General features: G+C 44.3%; 23 protein-coding genes. 15 read left to right on the forward strand and 8 right to left on the reverse strand.

Annotated features, from left to right (window positions below; translation table 11 throughout):
• Positions 1 to 25 precede the first annotated feature (25 nt).
• From AABW11_RS09950 to AABW11_RS09985, 8 genes are read right to left on the reverse strand one after another with little or no spacing between them, the layout of a single operon-like run.
• Positions 26 to 1,513 (reverse strand): complex I subunit 5 family protein, encoded by a 1,488-nt coding sequence (locus AABW11_RS09950; RefSeq protein ID WP_340104931.1) that lies wholly within the window; start codon positions 1,511 to 1,513, stop codon positions 26 to 28.
• The gene (locus AABW11_RS09955; RefSeq protein ID WP_340104932.1) at positions 1,510 to 1,878 is read right to left on the reverse strand and encodes a cation:proton antiporter subunit C; all 369 of its coding nucleotides are present in this window, start codon (positions 1,876 to 1,878) and stop codon (positions 1,510 to 1,512) included. Before AABW11_RS09955 ends, AABW11_RS09950 begins: the two co-directional genes overlap by 4 nt.
• Positions 1,871 to 2,311 carry an MnhB domain-containing protein gene (locus AABW11_RS09960; protein ID WP_340104933.1) on the reverse strand — a complete coding sequence of 147 codons (441 nt, stop codon included), beginning with the start codon at positions 2,309 to 2,311 and terminating at the stop codon, positions 1,871 to 1,873. Before AABW11_RS09960 ends, AABW11_RS09955 begins: the two co-directional genes overlap by 8 nt.
• Positions 2,308 to 2,616 carry a hydrogen gas-evolving membrane-bound hydrogenase subunit E gene (gene mbhE / locus AABW11_RS09965; RefSeq protein WP_340104934.1) on the reverse strand — a complete coding sequence of 103 codons (309 nt, stop codon included), beginning with the start codon at positions 2,614 to 2,616 and terminating at the stop codon, positions 2,308 to 2,310. The genes AABW11_RS09960 and mbhE overlap by 4 nt, the downstream gene beginning before the upstream one ends.
• On the reverse strand, positions 2,613 to 2,858 hold the full coding sequence (locus AABW11_RS09970; RefSeq protein WP_340104935.1) for a hydrogenase subunit MbhD domain-containing protein: 246 nt from the start codon (positions 2,856 to 2,858) through the stop codon (positions 2,613 to 2,615). The genes mbhE and AABW11_RS09970 overlap by 4 nt, the downstream gene beginning before the upstream one ends.
• The gene (gene mnhG, locus AABW11_RS09975) at positions 2,855 to 3,178 is read right to left on the reverse strand and encodes a monovalent cation/H(+) antiporter subunit G (RefSeq protein WP_340104936.1); all 324 of its coding nucleotides are present in this window, start codon (positions 3,176 to 3,178) and stop codon (positions 2,855 to 2,857) included. The genes AABW11_RS09970 and mnhG overlap by 4 nt, the downstream gene beginning before the upstream one ends.
• Positions 3,175 to 3,465 (reverse strand): monovalent cation/H+ antiporter complex subunit F, encoded by a 291-nt coding sequence (locus AABW11_RS09980; RefSeq protein ID WP_340104937.1) that lies wholly within the window; start codon positions 3,463 to 3,465, stop codon positions 3,175 to 3,177. Before AABW11_RS09980 ends, mnhG begins: the two co-directional genes overlap by 4 nt.
• Positions 3,466 to 3,468: 3 nt before the next feature.
• Entirely contained in the window at positions 3,469 to 4,020 is a 552-nt protein-coding gene (locus AABW11_RS09985; RefSeq protein ID WP_340104938.1) for a Na+/H+ antiporter subunit E, read from the reverse strand.
• A 331-nt stretch (positions 4,021 to 4,351) separates the two neighbouring features.
• On the opposite strand from AABW11_RS09985, the gene nuoL reads away from it, so the two are divergent.
• The 15 genes from nuoL (at position 4,352) to AABW11_RS10060 (ending at position 23,833) form a co-directional block, all read left to right on the forward strand.
• A complete protein-coding gene (nuoL, locus tag AABW11_RS09990; protein WP_340104939.1) occupies positions 4,352 to 6,373 on the forward strand; it encodes an NADH-quinone oxidoreductase subunit L in 2,022 nt (673 codons plus the stop codon).
• A gap of 17 nt (positions 6,374 to 6,390) precedes the next feature.
• Complete coding sequence (locus AABW11_RS09995) at positions 6,391 to 8,004, forward strand: complex I subunit 4 family protein (protein WP_340104940.1); 1,614 nt, start codon at positions 6,391 to 6,393, stop codon at positions 8,002 to 8,004.
• Positions 8,005 to 8,009: 5 nt separating this feature from the next.
• Complete coding sequence (locus AABW11_RS10000) at positions 8,010 to 8,300, forward strand: 4a-hydroxytetrahydrobiopterin dehydratase (protein ID WP_340104941.1); 291 nt, start codon at positions 8,010 to 8,012, stop codon at positions 8,298 to 8,300.
• Between the two features lies 1 nt (position 8,301).
• Positions 8,302 to 9,741 (forward strand): NADH-quinone oxidoreductase subunit N, encoded by a 1,440-nt coding sequence (locus tag AABW11_RS10005; protein ID WP_340104942.1) that lies wholly within the window; start codon positions 8,302 to 8,304, stop codon positions 9,739 to 9,741.
• 190 nt (positions 9,742 to 9,931) lie between these two features.
• On the forward strand, positions 9,932 to 10,315 hold the full coding sequence (gene rpsF, locus AABW11_RS10010; RefSeq protein WP_340104943.1) for a 30S ribosomal protein S6: 384 nt from the start codon (positions 9,932 to 9,934) through the stop codon (positions 10,313 to 10,315).
• A gap of 20 nt (positions 10,316 to 10,335) precedes the next feature.
• Positions 10,336 to 10,587: a 30S ribosomal protein S18 gene (gene rpsR / locus AABW11_RS10015; RefSeq protein ID WP_340104944.1), complete on the forward strand. Its 252-nt coding sequence runs from the start codon at positions 10,336 to 10,338 to the stop codon at positions 10,585 to 10,587.
• 14 nt (positions 10,588 to 10,601) lie between these two features.
• Positions 10,602 to 11,060, forward strand: coding sequence for a 50S ribosomal protein L9 (gene rplI, locus AABW11_RS10020; RefSeq protein WP_340104945.1), 459 nt, complete (start codon positions 10,602 to 10,604; stop codon positions 11,058 to 11,060).
• A 238-nt stretch (positions 11,061 to 11,298) separates the two neighbouring features.
• A complete protein-coding gene (locus AABW11_RS10025) occupies positions 11,299 to 14,745 on the forward strand; it encodes a hypothetical protein (protein ID WP_340104946.1) in 3,447 nt (1,148 codons plus the stop codon).
• Between the two features lie 325 nt (positions 14,746 to 15,070).
• The gene (locus AABW11_RS10030; RefSeq protein ID WP_445263755.1) at positions 15,071 to 15,787 is read left to right on the forward strand and encodes a MotA/TolQ/ExbB proton channel family protein; all 717 of its coding nucleotides are present in this window, start codon (positions 15,071 to 15,073) and stop codon (positions 15,785 to 15,787) included.
• 50 nt (positions 15,788 to 15,837) lie between these two features.
• The gene (locus tag AABW11_RS10035) at positions 15,838 to 16,107 is read left to right on the forward strand and encodes a hypothetical protein (protein WP_340104948.1); all 270 of its coding nucleotides are present in this window, start codon (positions 15,838 to 15,840) and stop codon (positions 16,105 to 16,107) included.
• Positions 16,108 to 16,111: 4 nt separating this feature from the next.
• The gene (locus AABW11_RS10040) at positions 16,112 to 16,657 is read left to right on the forward strand and encodes an ExbD/TolR family protein (RefSeq protein WP_340104949.1); all 546 of its coding nucleotides are present in this window, start codon (positions 16,112 to 16,114) and stop codon (positions 16,655 to 16,657) included.
• A gap of 3 nt (positions 16,658 to 16,660) precedes the next feature.
• Complete coding sequence (locus AABW11_RS10045) at positions 16,661 to 17,107, forward strand: ExbD/TolR family protein (RefSeq protein ID WP_340104950.1); 447 nt, start codon at positions 16,661 to 16,663, stop codon at positions 17,105 to 17,107.
• A 130-nt stretch (positions 17,108 to 17,237) separates the two neighbouring features.
• Positions 17,238 to 18,272 carry a thiamine-phosphate kinase gene (gene thiL, locus AABW11_RS10050; protein WP_340104951.1) on the forward strand — a complete coding sequence of 345 codons (1,035 nt, stop codon included), beginning with the start codon at positions 17,238 to 17,240 and terminating at the stop codon, positions 18,270 to 18,272.
• Positions 18,273 to 18,455: 183 nt separating this feature from the next.
• Positions 18,456 to 20,633, forward strand: coding sequence for an ATP-dependent zinc metalloprotease FtsH (ftsH, locus tag AABW11_RS10055; RefSeq protein WP_340104952.1), 2,178 nt, complete (start codon positions 18,456 to 18,458; stop codon positions 20,631 to 20,633).
• A gap of 305 nt (positions 20,634 to 20,938) precedes the next feature.
• Complete coding sequence (locus AABW11_RS10060; RefSeq protein WP_340104953.1) at positions 20,939 to 23,833, forward strand: TonB-dependent receptor; 2,895 nt, start codon at positions 20,939 to 20,941, stop codon at positions 23,831 to 23,833.
• Positions 23,834 to 23,881 lie beyond the last annotated feature (48 nt).

Consider the following 23,881-nt stretch of genomic DNA (forward strand, 5'->3'; position numbering starts at 1 on the left):
GGTTCAAAAAATTAAGTGTTTCATGTTACAGCGGGAAAATATCAAGCAGAATGCCTACGATTGCCGCATTGGCAAACCCAATGACAAACAGGCCAATAGCCAGGATAGCCATGGGTGACATCATGCTCGGTGATACGTCGTTATATTCAATTACTTCAGTGGGTTCTTCCTGCTTATCGGCATCGGGATTTTTCATGTATACCTTTTCAAGTATCCTGAAAAAGTAGACCGCATTCAGAAGCGAACTTACAATTATCACTGCGAGAAACAGCCAGTTGCTGTTGTCGATGGTGCCAAGCGCCAGGTACCACTTACTGAAAAATCCTGCAAGTGGCGGCAGGCCAACCATGCTGATAGCCGCCACGCTGAATGACGCCATTGTCCAGGGGTATTTTTTTCGATAGCTGTCATTAAAAAGGCTAATATTCGAGTGACCCTCTTTGTATCGTAAATTTCCCGTAATCATGAAGAGGCATGCCTTCATCACTGCATGATTCAACACATGCAGCAACGCCCCGGCAAATCCAAATGGATTAGCAAGGCTGAGCCCCATAATGATATAACCAATTTGTGATACCGAGCTGTAGGCCAGCATTCGCTTCATTTCAGTTTGTGCGATGGCCATCACAGATCCGTAAATAATCCCGATACATGCAAATACTCCTACAATGTACGATATGGGAATCACAGCATCGGTTAGCTCAATTCCAAATAGATAGAGCATCACACGAAACAGAATATAGGCAGCAACTTTAGTGCCAATCGGCGCAATTAATGTGGATGATGGGGTTGAAGCGTACGTATACGAATCCGGCAGCCATCCGTGCATGGGAAAAATAGCGGCTTTCACACCAATTCCGACCACCATCAGAATGAGAGCGGTTACTACCGATGAATTATCGACGAGCATTGGCAGCATGGCCGACATGTCGATAATATTGAGTGTGCCGGTATTTGTATAGAGAAACCCAACGCCGAGCAGGTAAAGCGTTCCGCCTGTGGTACCGATAATGAGATAGCGAAATGCAGCAAAAGGCGCGGGTTTGTTGCCGATGGATATCAACGCATAAGAAGAAAGCGACGATATTTCCAGGAATACATAGAGGTTAAACAGGTCACCGGTCAGAACCATCCCATTAAACCCGAGCATCATCAGCATGGCCAATGCGTAGTACGCAAGCTCCTTACCATTAAACTCTTGCCGGCCGGGTTGTTTTGCGTAGATGAGGACTAAAAAAGCAACGGCATTGATGACCAGCAATATAAAACCCGACAGCCCGTCGTAGACGAATTCGATGCCGATCGGAGGCTCCCATCCGCCAAAAAAGTAGCGAATACTGCCGGTTTGGAGATATGTTGCAAACGCCATCAAAGAAAATACAGTCGCCAAACCTGACCCAAGCACCGCAAGAGGCTGGCATAACTGTTCTTTCCAAAGTCCAAAGAGTGGAATCAGCAGGGCAAACAGAACAAATGTCAGCGCAATGATTGCTGGTAGATGCGATTCGATCATTGAATTTTTTCTAACAGTTCTTGTTCATCGAGTGTGCCATAGCGGTTATAAATCGCAATCATAAGTGTAAAAGCAACTCCCAGCGTAGCAACGCCTACAACAATAGCAGTAAGCATAAGCGTATGAGGCAGGGGGTTGAGGTAGCTTTCTACCTGCTCAACCGGAATATTTTTATCAATCACGGTAACTGTTGCTCCCCATTTAGAGGCAATTGAAACAAAAAACAGCACCACTGAAGCCTGAAGAATGGCGAGTCCGATAGTTTTCTTGACCAGGTTTCGCTTAAAAATAATACCATAGAGGCCAACACACAGAAGAATAAGCGTGAACCAGTACGCATAGTGTCCCGTAAAGAATTCAACCATAGTCTTCCCCCTTCACCATGTTATCGTAGATCATTACAAGGATGGCCATCACTGTAAGCCCGATACCTACTTCAATAATTAAAATTCCTGTGTATCGCAGCCAGTACGGTTCCATACCGGGTATTGGAAGCTCACCGTAATCCAGGAAATAACCGCCGGCAAACATAACCGTTAATCCCGTGAGGAAGTAAATGATGACACCAACAATAGCGAGTGGCGTATTTACGTATTCCTGAAGCTGCATTCGTGAAATGAGGCGGCCGCCTGAAACACGGATTAGCAGAACAGATGCAGCAAGTAGTGCGCCACCCTGAAATCCGCCGCCCGGGCTGTAGTGACCATGAAAAATGACGTACCAGCCAAATACCATGATATAGGGGCTAAGCAAGCGGGAACCAAGCAGAACAATTGGACTTGTATGTTTGTTTCTCATCTGTTTTTCCTCCGTCGTCTGCTGCGAAGCACTAAAAGGGTGATGAGGCCAGCGGTGTAGATCACAATTTGTTCACCAAATGTATCAATACTCCTGTAATCGCCGAGTATAACGGTAACCATGTTAGGCGTGTGGGCGTCATTATACGCTTCCTGGATTGCATAATTGCCAATCACTGGCGTGCCGGTGATGCTTCGTTCGGCATGCATCAGGTTATCGGGGTCGCCACGGTAGGGCAGATCTAGCGATGCGTAAATCAGAACGCCTGCAAACAGTGCCAATATGAGTATTTTATAAAGCTTCAATCGTTTGTTTTTCTTGAAGTTTGATAGATAACAACTATGAATAAGACTCCAGTCACACCGGCACCAACCACGGCTTCTGTAAACCCAACATCAATGGCACCCATGACCGTAAAAAGAAGGGCAATGATAAAACTGAAAATAGTCATCATTACGACAGATACGAGAAGATCATCTGCTTCAAGTGCTACAATTGCAGAAATCAGAAGGAAAATAAAAAGCACCAGTTCCAGCTCCCAAATCATTGGCTGTCCTCCTTCGAAGATCGGTTAAACAGCAGCGGCTTAATTCCTTTTCTAAGTGCGGCTCTGGCAAGTGCATGCGTTCCGATTGGATTGGAAAGTGCAATAAACAAAATGATAAATAAAAGCTTCAGGCTGCTTTGGGTGAACCCTTCGTAAATAATCAGCCCGCCGATGACAAACAAAATTCCGAGCGTATCACTTTTACTTGCTGCATGAGAGCGTGAATAAAAATCGGGAAGCCGTACGATCCCAAGACTTCCCATCAGCATAAAAACTATGCCCAGTACAACAAACAGGATACTGAAAACGATTTGAATCATGATTGCTCCCGTTGTCTTTGGCGTCTCATCCTGTGAGATGAAAGATATTTAGCAATCACAAGTGACCCCAGGAATCCGAGAACGGCATATGCCAGTGTGATGTCTATAAACATATCAATACGGCCAAAGATGTAGCCGGTGAGGCAAATGAGCACAATGGTTTTGGTTGCAATAGCATTGGCGGCCAGAATACGGTCGAAAACCGTCGGACCTTTTACGACCCTTACCATAGGAACGGCAATAATGATTGTAAGAGCAATTGCGCTGTATAGGAAAAAATGTTCCATTCCTCAGCTGTCAGGGTTTAAAATTTTGAATTCGCGCACAACAGGTCTGTCCTCGCTGCTGAATAAAGAAAGTACCTGCCTCGGCATGGAATCGTCAGCGATGCCTGCGTAAGAATTGCTGTCGAGCGCGTGTACGGTAAAAGTATCATCAACAATGTCAACCGTAAGTGTACCAGGAGTAAGTGTGATAGAATTGCCAAGAATCATTTTTGCGTGTGAACTCGGCAGATCAACTTTAAAAGTAATCATTGTTGGTTCAATAGGCATAGAGGGGCGGCTAATTACGGAAAGAACATGGAATCCAGCAACGATCACCTGGTAAATCAACCAGAAAAAATAGTAAACAGCACGGGGAAACCTAAGCTGACTCAGGTCATCCATATCGTCTTCAAAGAATCGATTTTGCTTCAGCTTATAATTCAACAACATCACGCCTACAACCGACACGACTCCCATGGCGAGGTGAACTGCATCTAAAAAGCCGCTCATTGCAACCCAGAAAGCCATCAGGGAAATAAAAGACATCGTAAGCGTAAAAAACGACAGCTTATTCATTCGTTGTTGTGAGTTATTTTAATCCGTTTACTATCGGAAAATTGTAAGCCTCAAACATATTAAAAAAGAACAGTCACCTGCAATAATAGTTGATGGAAATTTATAAAACTATTTTTTGTTGGCCGCAAAAACGGACTTATTTTGATATAAATTGAGCCACAAGGATGGGAATATGATAAATACAGGAATATTCGTCCTCATCATTTAAATTTGATTCAATTATCCTCTGTTTTGAGTTTATCTTGAGGGAGATTTTTGTATCTTTGCCACCTGTAATTTAATGGCGTCCAACAATGCCAAATTGAAAGCGTGAAATAAATTAGCCTGTTGAATGGAATCACCTACTGCGTTAGTCAGTTTAATTATTGGTTTACCACTGCTTGGATTTCTACTGAATGGACTTGCAGGGCTCTCTTCTGAAAATTTCCGGTCGAAAAAAACTCTGATCGGAATCTTAGCAAATCTTGCTGTCTTCATCCCTTTTTTAATTACAGTAACTCTTTTTCTTGGGTACTCCTCTGGTTCAGATGCTCTTATTGTAACACTATTCAACTGGATCACCGTTGGAGATCTATCGGTTGATATTGCTTATAGAATTGATGAACTCTCACTGATAATGACCCTGGTTGTAACAGGTGTTGGGTCGCTGATTCACTTATACTCCATCGGGTATATGAATCACGATCCCGGATACTGGAAGTTCTTCGCCTACCTGAATCTCTTTATTTTTGCGATGCTCAACCTGGTTCTGGCGAACAACCTGCTGCTGCTATTCCTCGGCTGGGAAGGCGTGGGGCTCTGCTCATATTTGCTGATTGGGTTCTGGTACAGCGATATGGCTAAATCTAATGCGGCTAAAAAAGCTTTTCTATACAATAGGGTTGGTGACTTTGCTTTTTTAATTGCCATGTTTTCAGTGTTCGGAATTGTCGGAAGTCTTGATTTTGATGTAATTCTCAATAATCTGGATATGTTCTCTGCCAGCGCTGTGTTCGGAATTGGCCTGTTGATGCTCATTGGAGCCACGGGTAAAAGCGCGCAAATCCCGCTGTTTGTTTGGCTGCCAGACGCTATGGCGGGTCCAACGTCCGTGTCCGCTTTGATTCACGCCGCAACTATGGTTACATCAGGAATCTACCTCATTACCCGGTTATCGCCCATGTTTGTGATATCTCCTGAGGTAATGATGATCATTGCGGTAATCGGTGCCTTGACCGCAATTGTTGCAGCCACCATCGCCATCACACAAAACGATATTAAAGGCGTTCTTGCATACTCTACGGTCTCACAGCTTGGATTTATGTTCCTGGCACTTGGATCCGGGGCCTTCACCGCCGCGATTTTTCACGTTGTGACCCATGCATTTTTTAAAGCGTGCCTCTTCCTTGGATCTGGATCAGTTATCCATACCATGGAACATGTAGAACATGAGCTTCACGATGACGGCAAGCATGTTGAATTTGACCCTCAGGATATCCGGAATATGGGCGGGCTGAAAAAATGGATGCCATCGACCTACAAAACATTTATGATCGCCACAATAGCAATTGCGGGTATTCCGCCGCTGGCAGGTTTCTTCTCTAAAGACGAAATTCTGATGCATGCGTTCAATATGGGAATAGGTGATTTTGCCGGCGTCATGTATTTCACATTATGGGGCGTAGGGATGGTGACCGCATTCCTGACGGCTTTCTACATGTTCAGGCTGACATTTACGACGTTTCACGGGTCGTTTAAACTGCCAAAACTTATTAAAGGAGCAGAAGATTCGGAGAAGTACCTGCACGAAAGTCCTGCAACAATGACAATCCCTTTATGGGCTCTTGCCGGATTATCGATTGTAGGTGGTTTTATCGGCTTGCCAAATTTTATTGCAAAAACATTTACAGGCGAGTACGGTCATATCAACTGGCTGCACGACTGGCTATCACCTATCGCCGCTGATATTTCACTTACACTTTCCGTCCCGGCTGAATGGGCGCTGATGCTCATCTCAATCATCGTGGCAGTATCAGGTACCTACGTCGCGTTCAGAATGTATGGAAACGACCAGCAGGAAGCGTCTGATAAAGCTATTTCTGAGCGCTTTGGCTCGCTTTATGACACCTGGAAAAATAAGTACAGCCTCGACGAGGTTTACGAGACTACAGTAATAAATCCGGTCGTAAACGTATCCGAACGTGTACTGGCTGTTTTTGATATGAAGATTGTGGATGGATTTGTAAATGCAGTTGCAGGAACCGTAAAGCTGATCGGCAGCCTGGTTCGTTACATTCAAACCGGTGTAACCAGCAGCTATGCGCTGTTCCTCATCTTGGGTGTTATTCTTGTAATGTCAATGTTATTGTTTTAATCGCGTAATAACAGATTATGGAGTTTCTTTTAAACATCGTTATTTATTTGCCGTTACTCGGCGTGCTGGCCATCCTTTTTATGAAGGAGGGGCCTGCAGTTAAGTGGACCTCTTTCCTGGCCACATCGGCTACCTTTATATTGTCGCTGCCGCTGCTGATTAATTTTGACGTCACCAGTTCAGCGCTGCCTCAATATGTAACGGAGGGTGCACCTATTCTCGAATCCATGGATGTCAAATATCTTGTTGGACTCGATGGCTTAAGCCTGCTGCTGTTTATGCTCACCACCTTGATGGGACCCATCGTTATTCTCTCGTCGTGGGATTCGGTCACCAAAAGCCTGAAAGGATATTACGCGATGCTGCTGATTTTGCAGACAGCGTCACTTGGAACATTCGCGGCTCTTGATCTCGTCGTCTTTTACGTCTTTTTCGAACTCTCTCTTATTCCAATGTACTTTTTAATTGGTATCTGGGGCGGAAGCGGCCGGATTCAAGCAACTGTTAAATTCTTTATATATACGCTTGTTGGTTCGTTGATTATGCTCGTTGCATTGCTCTACCTCGGGTATCATGCGGGTGCAGCAACCGGTATTTACGAGTTTACGGCTGATTGGCGATTTATATCGAGCCCTGAATACACCATCGGCCTGGTGGAGCAGACCTATATGTTCCTGGCTTTTGCGCTGGCATTCTGTATTAAAGTACCGCTGTTTCCGTTTCATACCTGGTTGCCGTACGCTCACACCGAAGCTCCAACGGCAGGCTCTGTTGTACTTGCCGCCATCATGCTGAAACTTGGAACCTATGGACTGCTCAGAATTTGTATGCCTGTATTTCCAAATGCATTTATGGAATTCGCACCCTGGATGGCCGGGCTGGCGATAATTGGTATCATTTATGGTGCCCTCGTGGCCATGGTACAGAAAGATGTGAAAAAGCTTGTGGCGTATTCGTCGGTGAGTCACCTCGGATTTGTGGTTCTCGGAATTTTTGCCTTCAACACCATTGCTGTTCAGGGTGCTATCATTCAGATGGTAAACCACGGTCTTTCAACCGGCGCGCTCTTCCTTATTGTTGGAATGATTTATGATCGGCGACACACGCGGATGATTGAAGATTTCGGCGGAATCGCTAAATCAGTCCCGGTACTCGCCGTCATGTTTATGATTGCAACACTCGCCTCAATCGGGCTGCCGGGTCTCAACGGATTTATCGGGGAGTTCTTTATTCTGCTGGGTTCTTATAATTCTCTGCTTTATGGAAACATTACGTTTGCAGTACTTGCAGCTACAGGTGTGATTCTTGCAGCGGTTTATATGCTGTGGATGTACCAGCGTGTGATGTTTGGTCCACTTGAAAAAGAAGAAAACAAAGCGATGCTCGATCTTAATACAAGGGAAGTGAGCCTGTTGATTCCTCTTGTCGTGTTTATGATTTGGATCGGTATTCGTCCGGTAGATTTTACGATTTATTCGGAAGGCTGGACAGCGAATTATATTTCAACCTCGGAAAGTAAAAGCGTTGCGGTGCTTGAGCAGGCCAACTTTGAAGAACTGCCTGATTGGACAGCGGCAATATATGAAGTCGAAGAATCACAATTGGAAACTCAATTTGTAATTAAAGACTAATCACTATGGATCCTTTAACAGACAACGAATTAAAGAATAAACTTTCATCTTTAAATGGATGGGAACCAGAAGGCGATAAGATTAAGCGTAATTTCGAATTTGATGATTTCAAAACAGCGCTGTCGTTTATCGTACGGGTTGGGTTCGACGCAGAGGAGCAGGGCCATCATCCTGAACTTTTTAATGTTTACAACTCTGTGTCAATTAGCCTGAGTACTCACGATGCGGGCGGTAAAGTCACTGAGAAAGATATTAACCTTGCGAAAGCGATAGACGCGATTTACAAAACGTTTTAGAATGAACTATCTACACGACCTACAGGCTTTTTTACCGGGCATTATTGTAGCAATTACCGGCCTTACAGTATTAATGCTTGATGCATTTAAAGTGAAGGCAGATACGTCTCACACTCTGTCAATCGTCGGGCTCGTAGCCGCGCTTATTGCGGCTATATTATCGCTGACAGAAGCGAGCAGTACGGCTTTCAGCGGTATGGTTGCCTACGGCGGCGTAGCGGCTTTTGGGTCGGCTATTGTGCTGGTTGGAGCACTCTTTTCGGTGATTATTTGTAAGGATTATTTTGAGGATAATGATCTGCACACGGGGGATGTGTACGCGATGATCATGTTTGCCACGGTGGGAATGCTTGCGCTGGCCACTTCCAACGACCTGATCTCATTCTTCCTCGGCCTCGAAACAATGTCCATCTGTCTTTATGTGATGGCCGGCCTGATGAAAACTGAAAAAACAGGTGCCGAAGCTGCACTCAAATATTTTCTGTTAGGCGCGTTCTCAACCGGCTTTTTACTTTACGGGATTGCTCTTATCTATGGCGCTACCGGCCACACAAATTTTGCTGATATTGCGGCGAACGCAGAACCGACACTGCTATTTTTTGGTGGATCAGCTCTGCTGCTTGTCGGTATATTTTTTAAACTTGGAGCGGTTCCTTTTCACATGTGGACCCCGGATGTTTACCAGGGCACGCCTACGCCGCTCACAGGATTTATGGCTACCGCCGCTAAATCTGCTACGTTTGTAGCGTTTATTCTGGTGCTTACACGAATGCTGCCTGGCTCAGAAGCTGGTGACTGGACAAACGTAATCCAGGTAATTGCAATACTGACGATGATCATAGGAAACCTGATTGCTTTGGTTCAGGATAATGTAAAGCGAATGCTTGCATACTCCAGTATTGCTCATGCGGGATATCTGCTTGTGGGCCTCGCAGCAGGCACGGCAGCCGGATATTCCGGTGTGCTTTACTATCTGTTTGCCTATACTATAATGAACGTGGGCGCATTTGGAGTGATTGCCTACTACGAGCGCAACCACGGCCTTGATTTTACCTCGATCGAAAGCTATGCAGGCCTTGGGTTTAAAGTGCCAGCCATGGGGGTCATGCTCTCAATTTTCCTTTTCTCTCTGGCAGGGATTCCGCCGTTTGTAGGATTTGTGGGCAAGTATTACGTATTTGCCGCAGCTGTAAATGCAGAGCTCGTCCCGCTTGCCATTATAGGTGTGTTGGCCAGCGCAGCCAGTGTGTATTACTACCTTCGTGTCATGGTCTATCTCTACTTCAAAGAATCGCATAAGGATCTGCCGATGATCGCACCCGGAAATCTTTTTAAGGGCACCCTGGCAGTTTTAGCGGGCCTTACTATTTATTATGGAGTTGAACCCGTACTTCCATTCTCCGGGTTGATTGAGCTCATCTCATCCTACTATACGATTTAGCAGGGCTACAAGGTTCCGGGTACAGGGTGGAACGTAGCCGGGGCATCACTGACTGAAAGTGAACGGATTAAAGCGTAATCCCGCATTGTTTAACGAATCATCTTTCCTTATCTTTTAAAGCTCTGTTGCCGGCGAGACGTACGGCAACTGTTTCCAATAATGGAAAGCAACCAAAGAAAAGACAATACTGATGAAAAAAGAATTCTATGAAATGACGTACATCCTGAACCCTGTTCTGGATGATGACAAGTTTAAAGAGCTTGTCGATTTCGTCAACAAGCTAATCGAAGACAACGACGGGGATATCGTGGAAGTAGACGAGTGGGGATCACGCCAGCTCGCTTATCCAATCGAAAAGAAAAACTCCGGCTACTACGTGAACCTCTATTTCGAAGCTCCAAAGACAGCGATTGAACCGCTGGAACGAAATATGAGAATCAACGATGACATCATGCGTTACTTGACGCTCAAGTACGACGCAAAAATGAAGCGTCATTACGATCTCAAGAAAAAAGGAGATCTGCCGGTTATATTCGATGATGTTGAAGAAGGCGAAAAAAGCGACGACGATTAACCCATTAAAAATCCACGATTATGATTAACAATCCATCACACCCGAAGAAAGGACACTTAAAAACCAAAGAGTGTAAATTCACAAAAGCAGGTATCGAATATATCGATTATAAAGATACCGATACTTTGCTTCGATTTATCAACGACCAGGGAAAAATTCTGCCCCGCCGCGTAACCGGCAACAGTGCCCGGCACCAGCGCCAGTTTTCTACGGCTGTAAAACGTGCACGATTTATGGCATTGATCCCATACGTAACTGAAAACTTAAGATAAACCGGAGCAAACAGATGAAATTGATTTTAAAAGAAGATGTAGAAAAACTGGGCTCACCCGGCGAACTGGTGGAAGTTAAACCGGGCTACGGGCGCAACTACCTTATCCCGCAGGGCAAAGCCGTTATGGCAACACCCGGCGCCATCAAAGAGTACGAAGAGCAACAGCGTCAGGCTGAACTGCGTGCCGAGCTCACCGTTGAAAAAGCAAAAGAGCTTGCTCAAAAACTTGAAGCGACGTCAGTAACGATTCCCGTATCCGTTGGAGAAGATGATAAAATCCACGGTACGGTTACAAATATCGATGTAGCCGAGGCACTTGAAGAGCGCGATATTCTGATTGACCGGCGCAAGATCTCCATCGACCAGGATATCAAAACGCTTGGCGAGTATACGGCAACGATTGATCTGCTTGGCGATTTAAATCCGCAGATTAAAATCTGGGTTGTAAAAGATGAAGAAAGCGGGTCTTAACCGGCTGATTTATTCATATAATTTATTACGACAAAGGCGGCTTTTAATAAAAGCCGCCTTTTTTTGTTTTCGGAAAGATTTTCTCTGAGCAGAGATTTATATCATTTTGAGATTTTTGAAATCAGCTCAAATTGTATCTTGTTACCGGAATCGTCTCCTCGCGCTGATTTAATCTGTTTGCCCTATTTTAAAAGTCTCACACATAACTTTATTTCTGTTATTCCTCTCGGTTTGGACGTTGACCTGCAGGCCTGCCTATTCGCAAACCGACACGCTTCAAACAGAACAAGTTGAGCTCACCTCGCCGGATACAACACTTTTTCTGGGTTTTCTGATGGATGAGGAGTCGTTACATATTTACCGCGGAGATAATGTAATGAACAAAGAGTGGTGGCATTTTGATGAGCCCACCGGCAACCTCACAATCGATATCCCAATGGATAGGTTTGATGAGTGGCAAACTATTACAGTTTCATATCCTTTGCCGGCATTTACCATCGACAGGATCATCAGGCGGCGTGAATTTACCGATGTGCCGGATTCAGTCCTGAACGATACATCTGATTCCGAAACCGTAACCCGGGAGATTCGAACGGGTGACGATCTGTTTGGCGAATCGAACCTGGATCAAAGCGGAAGCTTAACGCGCGGATTTACCGTTGGAAACCGCCAGGATCTCGCACTCGATAGCGGCCTCAGGCTTGATCTGAATGGACAGATTACGGACGATATCTCCATTCAGGCGTCTTTAACAGACCGATCGACACCCATTCAGCCTGATGGAGCCACTCAAAACATTCGTGAATTTGACAGAGTGTTCATCGAATTAAATGCACCGGTCGGTCAGCTTCAGCTGGGTGATGTAGACATCTCCTACAATGAGAGTCGGTTCGCCCGCATTAACAGGAGAGTACAGGGAGCGGCGGGTGACGCTGACACGCCCTACGGGCGATTTGGCGGCGGCGCGTCGGTTAGCCGTGGTCAGTTTCGAACGCAGTCGTTCGACGGACTTGAGGGTCTTCAGGGGCCTTACCGGCTGGATGGTGCGGAGAATGAAGCGTTCATTATTGTGATTGCGGGATCTGAGCAGGTGTATGTGAACGGATCTCGCGTAAACCGGGGTGCCGAAAACGAATACATCATCGATTACGGGCTCGGGGAGATTACGTTTACAAACAATTTAGTGGTGACTGACGAAACACGGATTGTAGTGGAGTTTCAGTACATCACGCAGAACTTTACACGCACTCTTTTTACGGCAAGGGGCAGGGAGGAGGAGCTGTTTGATGGAAAGATGAGTATTGGCGCGACCTACATTCGGGAGGCTGATAACAAGAATCCGAATACTCAGCTTAATCTTTCAGATGAGGATATCGAACGGCTGCGACAGCTTGGAGACAATGTGGACGATCTTTTTGTCAGCGGTGCCGATTCCATCGGTTTTCGGGACGATGCGGACTTTACACTGTATGCAAAAGTTGACACCACCCTGAACGGAGAAACATTTGAGATTTTTAAAAGCTTGCCCGGCAATAGGCGGTCCGTATATCGTGTTCGGTTTACAAATATTGGAGAGGGGGAAGGGGCGTACCGCAGAGTGGGCGCAGCCGTGAACGGACTTTTATATGAGTGGGTGGGACCCGGAGCTGGCCGATACGAGCCTGTTGTCAGGCTGCAGGCACCCGTAAGTCACCAGATGCTTTCTCTTAACTCGAGGTTGGATCTCAACCAGTACGTGTCGCTGCAGGCGGAGTGGGCTATCAGCGAGTTCGATCCGAACCGTTTTTCAACTATCGGCAACAGCGATAACACCGATATGGCACTGAACGGAGTACTGGAGGTTTCAGAAGTTGAATCAGGAATTGGAACGCTACAGGCCGGGGCGGAACAGACGTATATCGGGCAGAAATTTGAGTTTTTTGACCGCCCAAGAGAGATCGAATTCGACCGCCGATGGAATATTGTCCGGGCTGTGGATAGCGACGAAGAGGAGCTACAAACGACCGGGTTCATTAATCTGTCAGGCGACTCGGGATCAGAGATCAGTATAAACGGCGGGCGTCTGTCTCGGAACCAGTTCAAAGGGTATAGAGGCGAGATTAACACAATATTACAGGAGCAGACACTGCCAGGCATAACAACCAGAACAACCTACGTAGAGAGTCGCGACGGTCGCCTGGAGCAGGAGGGAAGCTGGATTCGTCATCGGGGAGATGCCGCGAGAACGTTCAACATTGGTGATGTGGAGCTCATTCCCGGCATCAACTGGGACACGGAAAAAAGAATGCAGCGATCATTTGCCGACAGCCTTCTTCCGCAATCGATCCGGTTTTATGAAGTAAATCCTGGTTTGGAAATGTCAATCGGTGACTTAACGCTAAACGGTGGCATCGGTTATCGGACAAATCAGCGGCCGTTGAACAATGAATTGACGGACGAATCGATAAGCAGATCACAGCGATTTGGCATGGAGTATCGTCCCTCTGCTAAATTCACTACATCAAACAGAATACAGTTTCGCCAAAAGCAGACAAACGAAAAATTTCTGAACGAGACTCTGGTGCCCGACAGTAAAGGAGTTTTAATGAGCTCCATCTCGTCATACGATATGATTGATGGGGATCTGAACGGCGAATTATTTTATGAGACCGGTACCGAGCGGCGTGCTCTTTTGCAGGAAACCTATATTGAAGTTGGCCCGGAACTGGGGCAGTATATTTGGGTGGATTTAAATGGGGATGATGTGCAGCAGCTGGATGAGTTTTTTCCCGAGGTGACACCCAACGAGGGGACGTATATCCGGCAGTTTGTTCCATCAGATGATTTGCAGGCGGTTATCGATGTAACCTTCCGGGTGAGGAATGAAATAATGCTTGGAAAATTGATCGGGAATGTATCAGGGATGGAGGCATCACCACTCAAATTTTTGATCTGGAATTCCCTGTTTGAAATCAATGAAACAAGCCTGGAGCAGAATCTTAGCAAAGTTTACTTCCTAAATCCGTCGGTGATGAGAGATGAGCAGAGCTCAATAAACGGCCGACGAACTATCAGGCAGCGATTGAGCTGGCGAACGGATAATCGCAACACTGAGTTAAGCGCAGCTTTTAACGAGACGAAATCTCTTACCCAGCGGGCGGTTGGCGTACAATCCGGATCAAACCGTGTGATACTCGCGGAAGGTGAGCATCAGGTCACTCAGCCGCTCAGGTTTCTGGCCTCGATTCAGCAATCGGAATCTTTAAACAGGAACAGCCGGTTCGATTCCAGAAATTACAGTATCCGAGGATTTGAGGTGCGGCCGGGAGTCAGCCTGTTTTTAAGTAGATCTGCCCAGGTAGAATGGCGCACAGGATATACATTTAAAAGGAGTGATTCAGAAGCTGGAAAAGCCACAGCAAGAACACTTTTAGTTGAAAACAGAGCTCAGCTTTTTCTTTTTAACCGCGTACAAAATCGGTTCAGGCTTCAGTTACGAAACACAAAAATTTCCGGCAATGCTGCGGGTCAGGCGGAGTATGAGCTCACAGAAGGCATTGGGAGAGGAACTAATATTGTCTGGAGCCTGAATAGTGATTACCGTGCTTCTTCGCTTTTGCGTATATCTTTGCAGTACAATGGACGCACAACATCGGAGAGTGAAATAATTCAAACATTACGTTTGGTAGTTAGTGCTGTCTTCTAATATATTTAACAAGAAAGTTTTAGTTTGATTCAGCGGTTTGTTACCACCAATTTATTGCAACAATATTTTATAGGCCCAGGCCCGTAAAAAGTTAAATACGTAGGCCGGAAAACACTGAATATTTTACAAATTGAAGCAATCAAATAAAGAATTATAAAATATGAAGCAAAATTTTAGTCATTCTCTTGTAATATTGTTAAAACACTAACTACGTTTTGACATTTACTATCAAATGATCTATCATTTTGCTTTAAATTAAGCCCATAACCAAAACATAACGCGGAGTAACCTTATGACTTCATTTTTAGCTCAGTCTGTTCTACAAATGGGAGCGGATTTCGGATATTTTTTCCTCCAGGCAGGAACTGATGCTGGCTTTTTTAACGTACTAGTAGAAAAATTCAATGAAGGGGAAGCTTGGATGTGGCCGGTACTCGTAGCTCTGATATTAGGGCTGGCAATCTTCCTTGAAAGAGTTATTACTCTCAATCTTGCCGATATTAACACAAGAAAATTTATCCTCGACGTACAGCAAGCCTTGCAGGACGGTGGAATTCCCGCTGCTCAGGATTTATGTGCCCAAACGAGAGGACCTATCGCTTCTGTATTTCAGGCAGGCCTCATGAGAGCCGACGAAGGCGTAGAAGCCGCTGAAAAAGCGATTACTACATATGGATCCATCGAAATGAGCTTCCTGGAGCGCGGCCTTGTTTGGCTGGCACTGTTTATTGCTATTGCTCCGCTTCTCGGATTCCTTGGTACTGTTGTTGGTATGATTGAGGCGTTTGATGCTATTGAAGCAGCTGCTGATATTTCCCCAAGTCTTGTAGCGCGAGGTATTAAAATTGCGCTTCTGACCACTGCCGCCGGGCTTCTGGCCGGTATTATTCTGCAGGTTGGATACAATTACTGCGTATCTAAGATTGACCGTATTATTGCGGAAATGGAAGAAAGTTCTATCACGCTTATCGATTCTATCATTTTAATGAAAGAAGGAAAGCAAATTGTTCCTGAAGAAGGTTCAGACGAGACCCAGGCATAATGGAGCTCTGGCGTCATTTAACCATTAACCTTTTAATAACAGGATAAATTATGATTGAAAGTATTTCAATAGGCTTAGGAATGGGTATCATAGTGATTGCAGCCATTTTGGCCTTGATCTTTGGTATCAGGAATATCACATATGGCAAGTCCGACTTAAAACGGGTGTTGGCAATGGCTGTTCCATTCGTCATATTTGGAATTGCTTATGCAATCACCGGAGCGATTGACCAATCCGGTATGATTACATTATTGACACTGATGAGCCTTATGGTTCTGGGAATAGTTATCTCAAGCGCAAGAAGAACATTTAATATTTAATTCTATGCTTGATAAAAAAAAGAAAAAAGAAGAACCGGAAATTAATGGGTCATCACTGGCTGATATCGCGTTTCTACTGCTGATATTCTTCCTAGTGGTGACGACCATTAATGTAGATGCCGGTATCGGGTTGGTTTTACCACCCATTCCGGATGAAACAACTCCGCCGCCCCCAGTGCGAGACCGTAACCTTCTGAACATACTTGTAGATGCTCAGGGACGTGTATTGATGGATGGTGAAATTGCTGTTATCTCGGAAGTTCGTGATCGGGTTAAAGAGTTTGTAGATAATCCAAACAACAGCCAGGATTTGTCAGAATCTCCTGATGATGCTGTTGTGTCTATAAAAACTGACCGGCGAACGCCCTATAACGTTTACATCAACATGCTTGATGAGGTGATGGGCGCTTATGCTGAACTACGAAACCAAGCATCTCAATCCAGGTTTGGTGTGCCTTACGAATCCCTGGAAGATGATAGCGTTGAGCAGGATGAGATTAACGAACTCTATCCAAAACGAATTTCAATCGCAGAACCGGATGAGGGATAACTTATGAGTAAATTCAAAAAGAAACAGGCCGAAACGAAGCAGGCCGTGCCCACATCAGCAATGCCTGATGTTGTATTTATGCTTCTGATTTTCTTTATGGTTACCACCGTTTTGAGAGAAGTTGAACTCCAGGTTCAGATCGAATACGCTCAAGCGGAAAACATTGAGAAAATTGAACAAAAAAGACTTGTGAGCTATATATATATTGGCCCGCAGCGACTTGGTAATAACAGACTTGGTGAAACCAAAGTCCAAATTGATGATACCCTTGTTGACGATATGGGAGCCATCCGTAATATCATGTATGATAAAATTATGGAAGAACCCCGGCTGATTGTCTCACTGAGGGTAGACCAAGACTCGGAGTTTGGGATAATTACCGATGTGCAGCAGGAGCTCAGACACGCAGGAACCTTGCGTGTTAACTACTCCACGCTTCGGGAGATATAGCTCAAACTAGATTAAACTTTTTAAAATAGGTATCTCATATATTTGCTGTAGTGAGATACATGTTTTTAACCATTGTTTAAAAGGCGTCTACACTTTTGTGTACATGCCTTTTTTTATTTAAAGATAGATTATGGCAAAAGATGAGTTTCAGTCAATCCACGAATACGGCCTTCCGTCGTTTAAAGATGACATCGCAGAATTCACAGGAGTTCAGCGCGAAGAAGTAGAAACAGGAATCGGAGATGATTCTTCAGTGATGCGCGCAGGCGATGATCTGAGCGTGGTAACTTCATCGGAGATATTCCTGGAGGGTGTACATTTTGATTTGACATACACGCCTTTTCATCATCTGGGATATAAGTTGGTAACGGCAGCGGTTAGTGACATCTATGCGATGAATATTGATCCCGTTCACCTTCATCTAAACATAGCTGCTCCAAATAAATATTCAGTACAGATGCTGACAAATCTGTACGAAGGGATCGACGCCGCGTGCAACGATTATAATATTCAGCTTGCAGGCAGTGATATTACCGCATCACACCAAATACTGGTGCTTTCTGCTACAGCAACGGGATTGGGAAACAAAGAACAAGTAGTCAGGCAGTCAGGCGCAAAGCAAGACCATATTATCTGCGTAACAGGTGATCTTGGCGCAGCTATTGCCGGGCTTCGTGTGTTGCTCAGAGAAAAGGGTGCCTGGAAGGAGAGCGGCCAGGATCATTTTCAGCCCGATCTGGGTGATTATGAATATGTGGTTCAGCGTCAGCTGGTTCCAAAAGCCAGGTTGGATCTGTTAAAAGGATTTGCAAAGGCAGGAATAATTCCATCAAGTATGACAGATATTACGGGTGGAGTTGTGAATGACCTTCAGCGTATTGGAAAACAGTCGGAATCAGGAATCGAAATTTATAGCCCTGCTATTCCAATATCCTACGAGGTGCGGAATGTAGCCGATGAAATGCAGGAAGACGTTGACAAATACGCGTTTTACGGCGGAGAAGACTTCGAAATGGCGTTCACCATCCGGGAGGAGGAAGTTGAGAAATTAAAAGCTGATTTTGATGATTTTTCGGTCATCGGCAAAATGGTGGAGAAAGAAAAACAGTTCATTATCAATACCGGGGAAGACAGAACAATTAAGTTTGATCTTTTTGAAACATAAATGTTCAACAAAGCCGTTACTGATTTACGATGAAAGAATAAATGAAACCGATTGCCCTCTAATACGTTTAGAAAACGTCTTTTCTAACTTGTGTAAAATTTCTATCACAGTCTTATTGAAAATGCACAACTCATTCGAAAAAACCGTATATTCAAGGCTGTTTTTGATACCAAAAGATATTAAATGACTAAAAAACAAACACCCAAGAATTCTCCCCGTCAGGGCTCAGATAAAACCAAAAAAAAGAAAGGACCACGATTTCCAATCTGGATTTATGTTGTTCTTTTTTTAGTTCTCATCGGATTTAATTTTCTCGTTGCACCCGGAGACAGCTCTGAACGCATTAAATACAGCGTATTCCTCGAATATGTAGAACAAGGCTATGTCGATGAGGTTGTTATTACCAATAACACCCGCATTCGCGGCGAATACTCTGAAAAAGCCATTAGTGAAGGTATAGTTGAGCAGCCCACCGAAGATGACAATCAATGGCTCTCGTCACAATCCGGAGCTCCCAGTTTTTCAACTACCATGCTTGAAGGCGATGAAATTCGCGCACTGTTTGATGAAAATGACGTGGTGTACGATGTACGTATAGAAGAGGATTGGTGGAGCGGAATACTTATCTGGCTGATACCGATCGCTCTCATTATTGCATTCTGGGTATTTATATTTAAGCGAATGAACCCCGGCCAGCAAGTATTGAACATAGGGAAGAACAAAGCTTCTCTGTATGACAAGCAGACTGAAAGCAAGGTGTCATTCGAAGACGTTGCCGGACTTGAAGAAGCTAAAGCAGAAGTTGAAGAGGTTGTGGAGTTTTTGAAAACGCCCAAGAAATTTACAAACCTGGGCGGTAGTCTTCCAAAAGGTGTACTGCTTGTTGGCCCTCCCGGTACAGGTAAAACTCTGCTTGCAAAAGCCACAGCCGGTGAGGCGGATGTTCCGTTTTTCTCTTTGAGTGGATCTGATTTTGTGGAAATGTTTGTTGGGGTGGGTGCTGCCCGTGTCCGTGACTTATTCAAACAGGCAAAAGAGAAAGCTCCCTGTATTGTATTTATTGATGAAATTGATTCCATCGGCCGTACCCGTGGTGGCGGCATGCAGATGAGCTCTAATGATGAGCGTGAAAATACGTTGAATCAGCTGCTGAGCGAAATGGATGGGTTTAACTCTGACAATGGCGTCATTATAATGGCGGCAACGAACAGACCGGATGTACTGGATTCCGCGCTTCTGCGACCCGGCCGGTTTGATCGGCAGATTCTGATTGATAAACCAGATCTGAAAGGGCGAATTGAAGTACTGGAAGTTCATGTTAAAAAACTGAAACTCTCCGACAATATAGATCTGAAAGTTCTGGCATCTCAAACTCCCGGATTCGCTGGTGCTGAACTCGCCAACTTGTGTAATGAAGCAGCTCTTTTGGCTGCACGCCGGGATAAGAAATCGGTGGAAATGGTCGATTTCCAGGATGCAATTGAACGGGTTGTTGCCGGTCTTGAGAAGAAAAACAAGCTCATTAATCCGGACGAAAGAAAAATTGTAGCATATCACGAAGCAGGCCATGCAATTGTTGGGTGGTATCTCGAGCATACCGATACAGTGCTGAAGGTGAGTATTGTACCACGTGGATTGGCAGCTCTCGGTTATACACTGCAAACGCCGCTGGAAGACAGGTTCTTGATGACCACGGAAGAGCTAAACGATAAAATTTGTGCACTTCTTGGAGGACGTGTAGCTGAAGAGATCATATTTGGCCGGATTTCAACAGGTGCTCAAAACGACCTTGAACGTATTACAACCATGGCATTTGCAATGGTGGCGGAATACGGCATGAGTAAAGAGCTGGGCTACCTCTCATTGAAGGATTCGCAAAATCCCAACAACAGTTACGGGTTCAATAAAAAGTATTCCGAACAAACGGCCCAGCGAATTGACCAGGCTATTCAGGATATCATCAAAGAAAACTACCAGAAAACGCTTGATCTCCTAAACGAGCACAGAGACAAACTTGAAAAAATGGCCAAAACACTTCTCGAAAAAGAAGTGATTAACCACCATGATATAAGGGAACTTCTCGGTGACCGGCCAAGTGGAAACTATCCGGAAGGAATTTTTGAAAGTAATGGTAAATCTGAAGATACCATCAAAAAGAGTTCAGCCAAAAATGGCAACTCGGAAGAGGTAACAGAGGAAAAAGAAACTAAAAAGAAAAGTGAAGGCAACCAGATGAATTTGATTCCTGATGAATCGGATGAACCAAATGCATCCAAAGAATCGTCAGAGAAAAAATCTGATGACGATGATGATTCAGAATCGGAAAGCCAGGAATCAGTGTCTGAGGATACCAAGAAGTAGTCAACTGTCTGAATAGCAGTTAATTAATTCATTCACATCCTTGTAGAACTAATTAGATTATAAAAAGCTGTACCCGTCAGGGTGCGGCTTTTTTAGTTTATACCATCAAATCATACAGGAAATTTACACCCGAATTTCTTTTTTATAATGTTTTAAGATGTTAAAAAACATATACTTAAAACTTGTTAACATTGGGTTAACATTATAGAAACAATCTGATAATATACAGGAAACAGTATTGCAACATTGCCAATGTAGTTTAGAGTCCAGCACACAAAATAAGGACAAACTAAACCACAAGGACAGTGAAAAAAACAACATTAATCTTATCATTTTTGATAGCTGCAGTTTCAGTTATCACTCTTGGCAGCATTTCTGAGTTAAATGCGCAAAGTACGGGTACCATTACGGGTACCGTTGTAGATGCAGAAACCGGTGAAACCATCATCGGAGCAAACGTTGTCATTGAAGGCACCACAACAGGCGCTTCAACCGATATCGACGGTAAATATACAATCAGAGACATTGAAGAAGGTACCTACTCCTTCGTCTTTAGCTACATCTCCTATCAAAAGCAAACAGTAACCGGCGTTGAGATTTCAGCTGGTGAAACGACAAATCTGGATATCGCTCTCTCCTCGGAAACAGAAGAACTTGATGATATAATTGTATCGGCATCGGCAATTCTTGACAACGAAGTTGGATTATTACGGCAGCGTCAGAAATCTATATCATTTAACGATGCAATCTCTGCAGAAATGATTTCCCAGACCGGTAGTAGTAATGCTGCCGATGCAATGGTTAAAGTTACTGGAGCATCTGTTGTTGAAGGTAAGTATGTTTATATACGCGGGCTTGGCGACAGGTATTCAAGTACTCATCTGAATGGCTCTGAATTGCCAAGTGCGGATCCAAATCGTAAATCATTTCAGCTCGACCTCTTCCCATCCAGCTTTCTGGAAAATCTCGTTACGGTAAAAACCTTTACTCCAGACAGACCCGGAAATTTCAGTGGTGGAATTGTAGATGTTTCAACCGTAGATTTTCCAGAGAATACTACTCTCGAATTTTCCACTTCAACTACATATAACACCCAGTCTTCATTTAACACTACACTTCTGGATCAAAAAGGATCATCAGACTGGTACGCCCGGGGCAGCTCCAGCCGAACCGTTCCAGACATATTCAATAATATTGATCCAGTAGAGGTTCCTTCACAGCAAACTGCAAGAACCAATCAAGAGCAGGCTGAACTACTTGATCGTATGGCAAATGCATTTAATCCAGAGATGGCACCTCGTGATCGGGATGTTCCAATTAACCAAAGTTATTCAGTTGCCTATGGATCTGTAGAACAACTTTTTGGAAGGGATCTTGGCATAATGGGAAGCATTACCTATGGCCGCGATTATAGCAGTGCCAATAATGGTGTGAATGGCAGCTACTCATTAATTGGAAATGTTGAAAGTACCGACTCTCTTACTTCGTCTCTTTTGCTTGACGATAGAACCGGGCAATCTGAGACAAATCTTGGAGGTATGGCTTCACTTTCATATAAGCTGCACCAGAATCACAGATTTAGCGCAAAATATCTGCAAACACAAAGTGGCATTTCTGAAGGAAGGTTTTTAGAAGGTTTTTGGACGGAGCTCGGAAGCGCAACATATCAATCGAGAGTGGCTTCATACACTGAACGTGGTTTACAGTCGCTTCAGTTAAAAGCTGACCATTATTTTCCTGAATTTCTGAATATAACTGCAGAATTAAGAGGCTCTTTTTCCGCTAACTACCAGGATGAACCTGATCTCAAATACTTTACGAACAGGGTTACCTTTGTACCACAGGTGGACCAGCTGGTTTATTCAGACTTGGGAGGAAACAATCCGCCACCGACACGATATTTCAGATTTCTGAATGAAAATAACATGAACCTGAATGTGGATTTTGAAATACCATTAGCGTTTGCAAAAATGCCAACTGGTAAGATTAAAATCGGAGGATCATATCTTGATATTACCAGAGAGTTCAGGCAGAGAAGATTTGACTACGAACGAGGCAACGGTTTTCGACTGGTGGAATACACACTCGAAAACGGGCCGGATTTTAACGGCTATTTTTCGCAGACGGGAATCATTGGTACGGCAAGCAATGGCAATTATCAGTTTGGAAATCTGATCACCGAAGCGGTTTCTGAAAAAAGTAACTACGACGGACTTCAATCGACACGAGCAGCATATGGCATGCTTGAACTCTACCTGACTGAACGCCTCAGATTCATAGGTGGTGCACGAATTGAGGACACGTCTATTGAAATGATCAGTTTTGACGAAGACCAGCCCAAAGGTGAGCTGAAAAATGTAGATATATTACCCTCGGTAAACCTGATTTACAGCCTAAGCGATAACATGAACTTGCGAGCAGCATATACAAATACTGTAGCCCGGCCTACATTCAGGGAACTTGCTCCTTACAGCACATTTAGTTTCAGAGGTGATTTTGTTTTCCAAGGTAATTCAAGTCTTACAAGAACACTGATTAAAAATTACGATTTACGATGGGAGTGGTACCCAAGGCCCGGGGAAATCTTTGCTGTCAGTGGGTTTTATAAAGATTTTGATGATCCGCTTGAGCGTGTAATTCGTTCAGACATCGGTAATAAAACAGCTTCGATACAGAACGTGGATCAGGCGATTGTGTATGGAGTTGAAGTAGAAGGTCGAAAACGGCTCAACAACATAAGTAATCTTTTTCGGTACATCGAACTTGGGGCTAATTTTTCTTATGTCCACTCTGAGGTAGACATACCTGAGCGTGAATTGGTTTTAATACGAGAATCTGATCCAAATCCGAGTACAAAACGGCAGCTCCAGGGACAATCTCCTTATCTGATCAATGCCAATGTGAGTTATAACAATCCCGGCCCTCTTGGTGTTGTTGCAACGCTCAGTTACAATACATTTGGTGATCGATTATTGAGTGTAGCTGAGGGGGCCACGCCAAATCTCTTTGAAAGGTCATACAGCACCGTAAATTTTGTAGTAAATAAAACGATTGGACAGCATTTTGCAATAAATCTTGCTGCTAAAAATCTGACGAACCCTGAGATAAAGGTTTCCCAGCAGTATAAAGGAGCAGAGTATATCAACGAAAGCTATCAACGAGGAAGATCTATTTCTCTTGGTTTAAAATACTCTTTCTAATCAAATGGTCTTTACAAAACCCATCATAAACCTAAACCATAAAACCAG

The organism is Rhodohalobacter sp. 8-1, from assembly GCF_038150125.1.
GTDB lineage: Bacteria > Bacteroidota > Rhodothermia > Balneolales > Balneolaceae > SW132.